The following is a 13,157-nucleotide window of genomic DNA, read 5'->3' on the forward strand; positions in this document are numbered from 1 at the left end:
TATGGCGGCATACACGTCATTTAAATATTGTATCTTTATTCCGACAGCGCTTCTATCACAAATTGTGAGGCCAGATAACTGCTGTGCTGCTGTTGTGCGGTTATCAGCTTTCCGTCTCTTATGGCAAATGGCTCAAGGGCCCCTGCAACTTCAAAAGTGGTGTTCGGATTTTTACGTGCTTCGGTTTCTATTGTATATTCGTTTACCTTCTTTCCGAACGTTTCGTTGATCATATCTTCCTCACTATCTGCAAATCCGGTCCATGTTTTCCCATCGGCCAGTAGTGTCCCATCGCTCAATTTAGTCCACAAGAGCAGAGATGTTCCGTGGCAGATCAGGCAGGTGATCTTTCCTGCCTGGTAAAAATCAGCTATTAACTGATGCAGTTTCAGATCATCTTTAAAAGTGATCAGTGGTGCTCCACCGCCAGCTACGCAAATCGCATCATAGTCGGCAACGTTTACATCAGCAATTGGAATCGTATTTTCCATCCACTTACCAAATACAGTGTGGTGGACAAACCCAATACTGACAAGGTCATTTGGGTAGGCACCTTTGGGATTTTCAGGGTTGCTGTGTCCATCGAAAACCACTGCGCCACCATCAGGCGATGCTACGTCTACCTCATAACCCGCATTGATGAAATCAAAGAAAGGCCGGGTCATCTCTTCGGCAAAAAAGCCTACCTGCATACCTTCAAGAAGTGCAGCATTTGAAACCAGACACAATACCTTTTTCTCAGGATAGGTGTGTTGCCCGTGTCTCTTTATTACGTTATTACTCATGTTTTTTAAATAAAGCGTTAAATAATAAGGGTAATTGACAAGCCCTGGCCCGGCAATTACCCTTTGATGATTATCTTGTTGTGTACCCGCCGTTGGCAAAAATGGTTTGCCCGGTGATCCACCACCCTTCGGTTACTAGGAACTCTACCAAGGGAGCAATGTCCTTGATGTTAGTCAAACCTCCCAGAGCAGAAGCTGATTTGTGATAGGCTACCGCATCTTCACTTTCCTGTCCGTAAAAGAAAGGGGTATCCATCGGGCCGGGTGCTACCGCAGTTACAGAGATACCACGACTTCCAAACTCCTTGGATGCCGCTCTGGTAAAGTGTTCAACCGGCGCCTTCGCTCCTGCGTAGGTAGAATACAATCCGGTATAAGCAGCGAGCAATGAGGTTACTATCGTGCAGATCTTGCCGTTATCGTTAATCTTCTTACCAGCCTCCTGCAAAAAGAAGTAAGCCGATTTTGAGTTGATACCAAACATTTTATCATACTCTTCTTCAGTAGTTTCAGTAAATGGTTTTTTCAATACCATCCCTACCGTATTGATCGCGATATCGATACTGCCAAATTTCGCGATGGCCGCGTCAAAGAATGCTGTAACGTTTGCTACCTGAGTAAGGTCTCCCTGAAACAAGAAAGCCTCTGCACCCAAAGCCTGCACTGCCGCCAAAGTTTTTTCGCTTTCTGCTTTTGATCCCTCACTGTTGTAGTGAATGGCCAGCTTGGCCCCTTTCGCAGCAAAATCTTTGCTTAACAGAGCTCCCAGATTCTTGCCCCCACCAGCAATAAGTACTACTTTGTCTTTTAAATTAGTCGCTGACATAGCTATTTGTTTGATTGTTTATTTGATTGATTTAACTGATTGCAAAGTTGAAGTCCCAAATCCTTATTTTCATGGTGAACTTCCCGGGACTTTTACCTCCGTCAGCTTTTTTCTTGTCCTGAACTGACCGGGCGTCTCGTATCTGAATTTTTTGAAGAATTTTGAAAAATTGGAGGGTTCATAAGTTAGCAGTTTAGCGATACCGGCAATTGACATATCGGTTTCCACCAGTAACTTCATGGCTTGCTCCAATATTTTACTATCATAAAAATGACAAGGATGATTTCCCATAGTCTGCTGGATCGTATCTCCAAGGTGCTGGGCTGATATATTTAGCTCAGCAGCAATCTCATTGAGTTCCATCATTTCTGTTACATTGCCTGAAAGAATATCAGCCAGATGCTTATCCAGAAAATCAAAATACGCGTGCGTTATTTCCTCACTCCTTTTCATTTCTCCTTTTTTTATTTCTCTGAGTTTATTAACCTCGACTTCATTGTATCATATTCATCCTGGGTCAGCTCGCCACTATTTTTCAAATCTGCAAGGTGTTTTAGTTGTTGGCTGATACTTGGACTAGCATAAGCCTGATTAACTATAAGGGTATTTTTGCGCATCTTGTAGTCCTGCACCAGTTGGTTTATCTGTCCGGAAAACTCTTTTGCACCAGTCATGCTGGTCTCCCCGATAACAGATGTGACGCCCTCTGTTCTCCGAATAGAAATATGTCCGTATCCCAGAAAATGCCCGAACATCCCAAATGAAACCAGAGATTCATAAATATCGAAGATGGGTATTTGCATCTGTATTTTTGTCCATGGCAAAATACCTCTCGTTACATACAAGCCAGCCGGGCTGAGTGTCCACCGTACACTGCCCAGCGAGATCAGTTTGATTACATTAAAGAGAATTAAAACAGCTCCCAGAACTTTCCAGACGGTAGAGCTACCCAACATTAAAATTCCCATCAAGACAATTATACCCGGAAGTATAAATGTCAACCAGTGTTTTTTGGCAGTAATCTCAAAGTCAGTTTGTATAGCCATTGTATAGATATGAATTATATTCCCGCAGTTTATCAGGAGTTCGTACTTTCAAAAAGAAATCATTTCAGCCTCGTCCCCCGGTTACGGAAATGACTGGCGAGGTAACGATTCCGTTTAGTGTAAAATTTAATAATTCGGATTTTGTCCGAGATTTTTATTGATATCTATTTCACTTTGAGGAATTGGCCAGACGTAATTTTTGGCAGGATCGAAAGTCCGGTCTTCTGCCTTTATATGTTCGCCTGAAAGTGTCAGTTTCCCTGTGGCTAGGTCTACCTTGCCCAGGCGTGCACCCAGTACGGGCTTGGCCATCACTTCGGGACCTATTTTCCAGCGCTGCACATCAAACCAGCGAAGTCCTTCCATAGCCAATTCAACCCTGCGCTCCCGTCTTACCAGTTCACGAAGTTTGACCTGACTGTTGTAGACTACACGGTCCGTTTTAGGCATACCTGCCCTTACACGTACAGCGTCGATGGCGTCATACACACTAGCATCAACCTGTCCGGCTTCAATTTTCGCCTCAGCATATATGAGCAAAACTTCTGCATACCGTATCACGATCTGATTCAATCCGGTGTTCCACATATCGGGGTAGTCGGAAAGATTGGAAGTATACTTGTTTACAATGTAACCCGTGGCTGAATTATTCCCCCCACCGATGAAATCAGCAGACGATGATTCAATCGGGTTAAAATAACTCCCTGCGTACAGCTGCCCCGGCACCAGAACGGTTGCCTTTAAACGCGGGTCCCTGTTGGCATAAGGATCATTGGCATTGTATCCCGAAGCCGCATCTGTGATAAGCCTGCCATCTTTGGTCTCATAGGCATCAACCAGTGCCTGAGTTGGGTTAATAGAAGACCAGCCACCGTAAGAGGAAGAAGGCATTACACCGATGTTTCCGTTAGCATAATCATTTTCCTTATGCTGGATATCCAGGATAACTTCCTTGTTATTTTCATTCTGTATCCTGAACAGATCCTGATAGCTTGGATGCAACGCATAACCCAGTGCCATTACTTTTTGCGCACTGGCAATAGCATCCGCATATTTGCCGGTGTAGAGTTCAATTCGCGCCTTCAGTGCCAAAGCTGCTCCCTGCGTGACCCGCCCTACATCACTACCCGTATAATTAACCGGAAGAGTGGCAGCCACTGCACCAAGCTCGCTTAAAATAAATGCCTGCACTTCTATCATCGGCGTTTTTGAAATGGCATTGGCCTCTTCTCCTGAAATAGATTTGGTCACCAAAGGTATATCGCCGTAGAGCTGCGACATGGTGTAATACTGGTAAGCCCTCAAAAAGCGCGCTTCTGATTTCAGCCTGCTTTTCAAAGCTTCATCCATGGGTGTAACATCAATATTTTCTAGAAACCAGTTACATTTCTGGATCGTGGAATAGCTCCATCGGTCCTGTGAATAGGCGCTGGATGGTGTAATAGAGCCATTTCCAAAGTAAGTATAGCCTTCCCAATAGTACTGGCCATAAGCGTTGTCAGAAGCGCAATCCATATAAAGTGTATTATAGCTCTCCTCCCAGCCGCTATAACAACCATTCAGCGCGGCCAATGCATCGTTAGAGGATGACCAAAGGGATGAATTGCTATACGCATCCTGAGGGTTCCGATCCAAAAAATCCTTGTCACATCCTGACAAAAGAAGGGCCGTAGCAAATAAAAGTGAATATCTGTATCGTGTCATTTTTATGTTTCGGTTTAGAATGTAACGTTTAGACCTATTGTATTTACCTTTACCTGTGGGTAGTAATAAACACTGCTCACATTGGGAGCTTCCGGATCCACCCATTTATACAAACTACTCAGTGTCAATATATTTTGCCCGCTGTAATAGAACCGGACCTTTTGAAGCTTTATACCTTTCAGCCACTTTTCAGGTAAAGAGTATCCTAGTTGCAGATTCTTCAACCGCAGATAAGACCCGCTTTTTATCCAGAAGGAAGAGGACATACTTGAAGGATCATTCTGGGTAAAACTTGACAGAATGCGGGGTAATTCCGCGGAAGTATTTTCAGGTGTCCAGCTGTCAAGCAACACTGAAGTGGGCTTGCCTGGTCCCTGGCTCACAAATCCAAGCTTGCCTCCATCTGTATAAGATTTCACACCGGCAGCTCCCTGAAAAAATACCGAAAGATCCAGCCCCTTCCATGCACCGCCCACATTGAACCCAAAAGTTGTTTTGGGATAACTTGTGCCCAGATATTGCCTGTCAGAAGTATTGATGAGACCATCACCGTTAATATCCTTGTATTTGAGATCACCGGCTGCAGTTCGTGTACCTTGTTTGGCATGAGCAGCAATCTCATCCGTAGATTGAAAAATACCTTCTGCTACGTAGCCGTACAATCCATCAATCGGAAAACCCACTTCCCGGAATGTATAACCGCTTATGATAGGTCCGGTATCATGCAGATCGGTAATCTCATTTTTGATAAAGGATGCATTCAGCGAGCCGTTATAAGTAAAGTCACCCTTCTTGCCATTGTAGCCTACCGAAAACTCCCAACCTGTGTTCTTGACAGAACCTGCATTTTGAACCGGCGCATTCAACCCATAGACTCCACCGACCGGTACAGCCAGCAGAATATCGTCTGTTTGTTTATCAAAATAATCGACTGTAAGTGTGAGCCTGTTTTTAAGAAAGGAAAGATCCGCCCCTACCGTTTTCATGGTCGTCGTTTCCCATTTGATTCCCGAATTGGCTCCGTTGACAGGGCCTACACCTGCCGCGATAACTGCCGAAGTACCACCAAAAGTGTAGTTCTGGTTTGAACTAATTGTAGTGATGTACGGATAGTAGGGACTGCTTGGGAAGTCATTATTGGCTCTCAAAGTTTGGTTCCCAAGTTTCCCCCACGATGCACGGATCTTAAAGGTGGTGATGTAGTTTTCCAACGGCTGGAAAAACGATTCCCTGTCCATGTTCCATCCTGCCGAGAAAGAGGGAAATACCCCCCAACGGTTACCGTCAGCGAAACGGGAAGAACCATCACGGCGGATGTTGGCTTCAAAAAGATATTTACCATCAAAATCGTAGTTCAACCTACCAAAATAGGATTGCAGAGCCAGTTCATAAGCGTAACCACCCGTGGTTTGCCCGTCCGATGATCCCAGATTAATTTGAGAAAGTTCATTATTCAGCAGGTTTTTTCTAAATCCCTGATCCCAGGTATATTTGGTAAGCTCCTGCGAATACCCTGCCAGTGCACCGACATTGTGTTTTCCGAACGATTTGGTGTAATCCAGCAGATATTGATTGGTTACCACAGTATTCACAGTACTTCCGTCTGTTACCGAGTTTGGTCCCTGGTAGAAAGTAGCCGTTCCTTGTGCATTATAATACTGCTGGTCGGAGATAAATTTCTTGGTTTGTCCGATGTTTAATACGTAAGCAAGCATGGGCCTGAAATGCAGCCCTTTTAACGGCTCCCAGTCAAGACCGACATTGCCTGTCAAATCATAATAGTTTTCTTTGTTGAAGCTTTTGCCTTCCAGCCACGCCATAGCGCTGCCATCGCTGATGTAACCGTAATTCCCATTTTCATATTTGTACGGAACCGTTGGAGAAACACGATTAATCTGCCGTACAAGTTGTGTAAACTCCCCCGTAATAGGGTTACTTGGCTCGTTAATAATCGAGTTTGTAAATGCTATGTTTGCATTGGCTTTCAGCTTAGTTGTAATCGCTGAGGTGATATTAGACCGAAAAGTATAACGTTTTGTGTCTGTTTCTTTCACAAGCCCCTTCTGGCTAAAACTACCCAGAGAAAACAGATACTGGGTTTTGTCTGAACCACCACTTACGTCCACATAGTGGTTTTGTTGTATTCCGCTCCCCTTGTAAAAAAGGTCAAGCCAGTCAGTATCTGGATAATTATATGGATCAGAACCGTCCCGGAATTTTTGAATTTCCGCATCGGTCCATCTGGCTGCTTTCCCTTCATTGACCAGTGCCTGATTATACAATCCGGCCGCCTGCCAGGAAGGCAGAAAGTCGGGCAAATAAGTCGCTTCGGTTTTACCAATGTATGCCCTGTAATTGACCTGCGCCGTGCCTTTTTTCCCACGCTTGGTTGTGATAAGAATGACCCCGTTTGCTCCACGCGATCCGTATATGGCGGCAGAGGCAGCATCTTTCAGTACCGAAATTGTCTCAATGTCATCCGGGTTTACGTTGTTCATGGATGAAACCACACCGTCCACCATCACCATGGCGTTGCTGTTGTTAAGTGTACCGATACCGCGAACACGTATCGTACCGCCATCTCGCCCAGGCTGGCCCGAAGCCGCCGCTGTTACGGCTACGCCTGCCATGGTTCCCTGCAATGCATTGCCTACGCTGCTCACTGGCCTGCTACTTAGCTGTTTGGAGTCCACAGTTGCCACCGAACCTGTGAGGTTTACTTTCTTTTGCACACCATAACCGACCACAACCAGTTCGCTTAGCGTTTTTGTGTCAGCAAGCAGCGTGATATTGATCTCCGATCTACCACCTGTCACTACTTCCTGGCTTTGAAAACCTACAAAACTAAAAATCAACACCGGGTCTCCCCCGGATACTTCTATCAGGTAACTCCCGTTTAAGTCTGTTGAAACACCAGTGGTTGTTCCTTTAAGCAGAATGTTTACACCCGGCAAAGGCTCATTTTTTTCATCGACCACGTGCCCTTTTACGACACCCTCAGCATTGAATGATACGAGATTTCGGATTTCAGCAGCTTTGGCATCCCAAATGCTGAAACAACTAAGGAGCAGCCAGCCCGCAATCATCCGGAACAGATTTGTTCTGTAAATAGATTTCTTCATGTGTTTGTAATAGGTTTAGTTGTAAAGAGTTCCGGGGAATTAAATGTGAGATCCACGTACATATTCGGAGCCAATTGGGGCCAGCTTAGTTGTGCTAAGCTCCAAACCTAAACCACTCCCAAATTAATTCTGGTCCAGTCAATTTTTGTTTTTGTCAGCGGCTCGACGCAGTCAAAACGTTTAAAAATAAAATGCGACTCATTGCTTTCACGATCATTAATCTGAATTCCGCCGGCTAAAATCACATACCGGCATTGATACTCTGTTTTGGAAAAAAGGAGCTGCATCCGGTTGTCTATGACCTCATACATGACCTCTGCCGCTTCCAATAGCGGATAATCCGCAGACTTGATTCGCCTTTGATCCCGATGTAGTACCTGTTCAATAAAATTCATCTGATAATCCAAATCACTTATATGATCAAGCAGGATCCGATTGGCCATCAATTTACCTATTGCCATATTTGTGGCAGACTCTTGCTCTGCCCCGGTGAGCTCATCATTCAAATCAATATCAGCAGCATACAGAATCACAATAGCTTCATAAGAAGATCCATTTCCCGGTACTGAACGTAAAGCAGACAGCCCCTGAAATGGAAATCCGCCTAGTCCCCCAATGTTCTTAATCCAAGCCCCTTGCTGCATCTGATCCGACAAAGCGTAACTGTCTGCCGCGCTCACGATATACTTTATTTCATTTACATTCAAACCCAATCGCACCTGAGTCACATCCTTTATCAAACTTTCCGCTTCACGTATTGATTTAGTATCAGGATATAACTGTTTAATCAAACTTATGTCCATTCGTTTCTTCCATGTGTTGAGACTCATCAATTGCTAAATTTCAGAAACGGGTTTTACGAAAAATGATTATTTCCTTTAACCTGGTTCCTACATTAGGGGTCCACTTTACAGATTCCCTGGTTTAATTTTATCTCTGAGTTTAAGAACACTATCAACTTTCGTTATTGTAAAAATTTTCTTTTTTGTGGTACTGATAGTCGATGGCTTCCGCCCTAACTTTTGCGCAATCCAAGTAACTCCCATCCCGTCCACCAAGTACTCCGCTATCTCCAGTTCACGTGCTGTTAGGGTAATTCTTTTGGGAGGCGCAAGTTTTTGTTTTCCCTCAAAGTTGAATGTGTTCAATACCCGCCAAAGAGATTCATTGTTCAAATATCTATTCCCATTTGCAACTTGGGTCACACAATCAATCACTTCTTTTAATTCATCTTCTTTAGAGATATAACCCTTTACCCCTGCCGCTAAATAACTGTTGACCATGGATGGATTCACCTGCTGATCATACAGGATTACTTTTGTATGAGGATACCACTTTCTGACCTTCACAACGGACTCCACATTATTCTCATCTTCCAAACTGTTGACCCCTTTAATGATCAGGTCGGGACCAGGTGCAGGGAATGTCTCAAAAAAATGAAAGACACTGTTTGACTCCAAAATTGCCACAACCTGAAAATGTTCACAAAGAACATCATGCAATCCTTTCCGCAGGACCGGATTCTTATCAATCAGACCAATTTTTATTCCGTTCATTCTATTACTTTTAACAAAACCCACAGTCCATATTCACTATTTCCCTTTATCCCTTTACCTGTACCGGCTTAATTACATCCCGGAGTTTTAATACATTGTTGATTTCGAGCTTTTTAAAGATATTGTTCTTAATCGTACTAATCGTCGAAGGCTTCCGCCCTAGTTCCCTTGCAATCCAGGACGTTTTCATTCCATCGACAAGGAATTCTGCAATCTGTTGTTCACGGTCTGTAAGTTGTCCATTGCCTTTGACAACGGGCCTTTTTTTGTTACCAAAGTCATAGGTATTTAAAACCCAAAGCAAAATCTCTTCACTCAGGTAACGCTTCCCACTTACCACGTCCTTTACACATTCAATTAATTCATTCAAATCCGCAGCTTTTGACAGATATCCTCTCGCGCCCGTACTCAAATACCGGGATATCATCGGAAGGTTCACATCTTCGTCATAAATGATGACACTGCCTTTTGGATACCACCTTCTGGACATGTTAATAAAGTCCAGATTACCCGCATCTGCTGCACTCCCAAGTCCCATTATGATCAGATCCGGAATTTGCTTGGGAAACAATTCACGGAAATGAATGATAGTATCAGACTCCATGATGATTGCCCCGTCAAAATTGGAAGCGAGCACTTTATCCAATCCTTTCCGGAGTACAGGATGTTTATCTATCAATGCGATTTTCATTGTACTCAACATGTTTAATCAAATAAATTTTGGATAATCATTAAATACCTCAATGTATTTTGAGGTAAAGTCGACGCTTCCGGCAAAACCGGAAGAATGACTGATTTCTATTCCACTAAAACTATTTTCCTTTTCGTGCGTCCACAGAACTTTTGGATCCTACTGGTCAGTGATGACACAGATCATTCCTGGAAGAATAACAATGCAAATTCGTGCATTCGTGGCAATTTTCTTCTCTTTAGAAAAAGGAGGCTGATCCGAAAATCATCGTCCAGCCTCCTTTTAATTCTCAGACAACAGCAACAATAATCCCGCTGATGCAGGGCACCTACTATTTGCTGATAATCAGCTTGTGTGTGCTTAGTGATCCGTCCAGGCTCAGCAGTTTCACAAGGTACAGCCCTGGCTGTAAACTTTTGATGCTAACCCCGGATGCTGAAACAGGACTTGTGATCAACTCTTTACCATTTTGTGCAACAATGGTAAGGGTTTTTAGTTTGTTGATCTCCGCATTACTCACGTACAGACGGTCTGATGCCGGGTTGGGGAACACACTCAAAGCACTCTCAGCCAAACCTTCGAATGTCACACTACGTACATTACTATACGCAAACGTCCCATCCCTATCTACCATCCGCAAGCGGTAATAGTTATCTCCATTGGAAGGCATAGCGTGCGAGTATGTGTAGTTGCGCAATATGGCGCTTTCACCATGCGACTTTACCGTAGTAAGTACAGTCCAGTTTTTAGCATTCAGACTGTGCTGTACTTCGAAGTGATCGCTGTTAGTCTCTTCGGTGGTGGACCAGGTAAGGTTAGAAGTAGTATTTTCCTTTTCCACCTGGAATTGGGACAATGTAACAGGGAGATTAACATCTGCAACACTAACAGTACCGTTTGGAAAGCTGTTATTCGGGTTGTTGTCCTGATAAGTTGGCAAGACTCTTTGAATTTGAGCTGACCAAACTCCTTCGTCTACTGCTGCTTTGGTCGTAAGAGGGACTGCAAAACTTACAATACTCGCCGGAGGACTAGAACTTACAGCACCCGTTTGCGTCAATACTACGGTTTGCGGTCCGCTTTTTTGAAAAGTCCATCCTGTTGGAGGAGTGTAGACATCATCAAATTCAATTCCTGGCGGTACAGCTAATACAATTTGCAGCGATCCACCCGGCAACGGAGTTGTGGTTGCGGGATTCGTTCCCGAGACATTCACAAACGTCAAATTGAAAAACCCGGCCTTTTCGAATCCTGAGTAATCACCATCAGGCCCTCCGGTTAATTGCAGGTCTCTCGTTGTTTGCGAGAAAGCAATATTCATACCCATGGAAAGAAACACGGCCATCAGGGAAATTCTTAAAATATTTATTGTTTTCATAATGTTCTTAATTACGCTTGAAATAATGAAATAGAAGATTCCGCCCGATTCGCCGGCGGAATCTGTTTGTATCTATTGCTACGGATTTACATTTAAGGAAACACTGCCTGAATTATTGGTATTATCTTCCTCTCCCCCAGAACCGTCTCCAATGATAACCCCTAAATTATAGGCGCCTTTCGCAACACCAGTACCCATCGTCACTGTGCCCTCTATTGTTACAGCACTACTAAAATCTCCCTGTACGACCGCTGAATTATTTGTTAGAGTATAATAACCTCCCCCGTCGACAACAGTCCAACCAGTTCCAGAAAATGTCATACTAAAACTCGGAGAGGGCTTAACCACATACACTGTTATTGGACCAGCCGAAACCGAAGATGCTATATTATAGATATTGATGGTAAAAGGTCTCACCTTATTCGTTGAGGAGAAATCGGGCTGAGACATCAGAACCACCGGTGTCAAATCAGCGCCAGTGCCGATCACAACTGTAAAATCAGCCACAGCAGTTTGTCCATAACCATTTACTCCGGCTACCTGAAATTTGTAACTACCAGCAGTTCCAGCAGCCGGTGTTCCGGAAAGTGTTCCGTTTGCGGCCAAGGTTAAACCGGAAGGCAATCCAGTGTACCCGGCTATCGCGGGTAAAGCCTTATAGGTATAAATATTATTACATGCACCTCCAATAGAAAATCCTGGAACGTCGATGCTGATCTGTTTTGTGTAGGCACTGCTTACAACACCAGTTGGAAAAGCTCCTCCTGTGAAAATGATCGGTTTTCGCGCCTGGAATTCATACACATTCAATCCCCCACCAAAACCTGCATCCAAAACACCTGATCTGGTAATCACTATCCTGTCGAATGTTGCATTGGCTTTAACCGATACCGTGAATTTGTCAAGGTTTGTAAACAGACCGAAGATATTCACATTAAATAATGTTGAAACATCTGTTGCGGTAATAACCGGTGTAGATCCATTAAAGGCTGCAACCGTGGTACCAGCAAATAATCCCAAACCAAGACCTGCACTGTTCCCCAGCGTGACTACAACCTCATCTCCTGCCACAGCTGGCTTGCCAAGATACACGGTTTCAGACACCTGCCCAGCAAACCCACCTCCAACAATGGTTCCGCTAGGATTCAAAACCATAGCCGTATTTGTGTTATTGTCAACTGCACGGTCCGCATATACCATCTGAGCTCCCAGACCCACGCCCAGATTAAATCCATCTGACTCAACCGAAGCGTACTGAGGCACAACACAAAAATCTCCTGAAACCGTACGAGCATAGAATACCCTGACCTCGCCAGCAAAAGCAGCGTTGTAACGGATTCGAACAGAATTGTACGGTTGGGTGGACACAAGCCTAATAAATTGATTACCTGCACCATCTATAACCCATGTTGTTGTTACATTGGCTGCTGCAATTGCAGTTCCGTCAGAGCCTTGGGTAGCTCCCGCTCTGGCTGTAATTTCTAGGCTTGAAAAAACGTTGATCAACCCCTGGTCGCTGCTAGCCTTAATATACGTAACTGTACCGGCTGGTTTGTTTCCACCCGGAAATATAAGCTGAAGCCAGGCCCAACCACCAATAGCACCCCATACCCTTGCATTGTTACTAATACTCGCATCAGTGGCGTAACCCGGATTATCTACATTAGATAAAATACCGAAAACGTCTGATTTAGCCTCACGGTGCATTGTCGCATATTCATAGGTTTGCGCATAAACGTTAGAGCTCAAAATCAGACATGCAAATAAAATCGCAATAACACTCCTATTTAAACATTGTGAACTAAGGACGGAGAAATTAGACTTGGTTTGACTAATAAAATTCTTTTTCATAAAAAAGGGATTAAAATTTGTAGATTAAAAGTGTGTATTATTTTTTCTTTCGGTTACTTCATAGGCATGGTTGGTTTACAGATGATAAATAATACTGGACATAATACTCATGATACGTTTATAGAAAACCATCGAGAGATAGAACATAGAATAATCTATGGTTACAAATGTATATTCTACTATAAAAATGAAAGGGGG

General features: G+C 43.8%; 11 protein-coding genes. All 11 read right to left on the reverse strand.

The annotated features are described in order from the left end of the window. Nucleotides 1–35: 35 nt before the first annotated feature. Complete coding sequence (locus LZG71_RS20530) at nucleotides 36–785, reverse strand: type 1 glutamine amidotransferase domain-containing protein (RefSeq protein ID WP_233823536.1); 750 nt, start codon at nucleotides 783–785, stop codon at nucleotides 36–38. A 70-nt stretch (nucleotides 786–855) separates the two neighbouring features. Further along, nucleotides 856–1,611 (reverse strand): SDR family oxidoreductase, encoded by a 756-nt coding sequence (locus tag LZG71_RS20535; protein WP_233823538.1) that lies wholly within the window; start codon nucleotides 1,609–1,611, stop codon nucleotides 856–858. A gap of 69 nt (nucleotides 1,612–1,680) precedes the next feature. After that, nucleotides 1,681–2,064: an AraC family transcriptional regulator gene (locus LZG71_RS20540; protein WP_233823540.1), complete on the reverse strand. Its 384-nt coding sequence runs from the start codon at nucleotides 2,062–2,064 to the stop codon at nucleotides 1,681–1,683. Between the two features lie 11 nt (nucleotides 2,065–2,075). Next, nucleotides 2,076–2,657 (reverse strand): SHOCT domain-containing protein, encoded by a 582-nt coding sequence (locus LZG71_RS20545; protein ID WP_233823542.1) that lies wholly within the window; start codon nucleotides 2,655–2,657, stop codon nucleotides 2,076–2,078. Nucleotides 2,658–2,783: 126 nt separating this feature from the next. Beyond that, on the reverse strand, nucleotides 2,784–4,361 hold the full coding sequence (locus LZG71_RS20550; RefSeq protein ID WP_233823544.1) for a RagB/SusD family nutrient uptake outer membrane protein: 1,578 nt from the start codon (nucleotides 4,359–4,361) through the stop codon (nucleotides 2,784–2,786). 14 nt (nucleotides 4,362–4,375) lie between these two features. After that, nucleotides 4,376–7,483 (reverse strand): TonB-dependent receptor, encoded by a 3,108-nt coding sequence (locus LZG71_RS20555; RefSeq protein WP_233823546.1) that lies wholly within the window; start codon nucleotides 7,481–7,483, stop codon nucleotides 4,376–4,378. A 107-nt stretch (nucleotides 7,484–7,590) separates the two neighbouring features. Then, nucleotides 7,591–8,313, reverse strand: a complete 723-nt coding sequence (locus LZG71_RS20560) for a hypothetical protein (protein WP_233823548.1) — start codon at nucleotides 8,311–8,313, stop codon at nucleotides 7,591–7,593. A gap of 78 nt (nucleotides 8,314–8,391) precedes the next feature. After that, the gene (locus LZG71_RS20565) at nucleotides 8,392–9,039 is read right to left on the reverse strand and encodes a response regulator transcription factor (RefSeq protein ID WP_233823550.1); all 648 of its coding nucleotides are present in this window, start codon (nucleotides 9,037–9,039) and stop codon (nucleotides 8,392–8,394) included. Between the two features lie 46 nt (nucleotides 9,040–9,085). Then, nucleotides 9,086–9,730 (reverse strand): response regulator transcription factor, encoded by a 645-nt coding sequence (locus LZG71_RS20570; RefSeq protein ID WP_233823552.1) that lies wholly within the window; start codon nucleotides 9,728–9,730, stop codon nucleotides 9,086–9,088. A gap of 331 nt (nucleotides 9,731–10,061) precedes the next feature. Continuing rightward, complete coding sequence (locus LZG71_RS20575; protein WP_233823554.1) at nucleotides 10,062–11,108, reverse strand: T9SS type A sorting domain-containing protein; 1,047 nt, start codon at nucleotides 11,106–11,108, stop codon at nucleotides 10,062–10,064. A 78-nt stretch (nucleotides 11,109–11,186) separates the two neighbouring features. Further along, entirely contained in the window at nucleotides 11,187–12,857 is a 1,671-nt protein-coding gene (locus LZG71_RS20580; protein ID WP_233823556.1) for an Ig domain-containing protein, read from the reverse strand. Nucleotides 12,858–13,157 lie beyond the last annotated feature (300 nt).

The organism is Dyadobacter sp. CY312, assembly GCF_021390535.1.
Lineage (GTDB): Bacteria > Bacteroidota > Bacteroidia > Cytophagales > Spirosomataceae > Dyadobacter.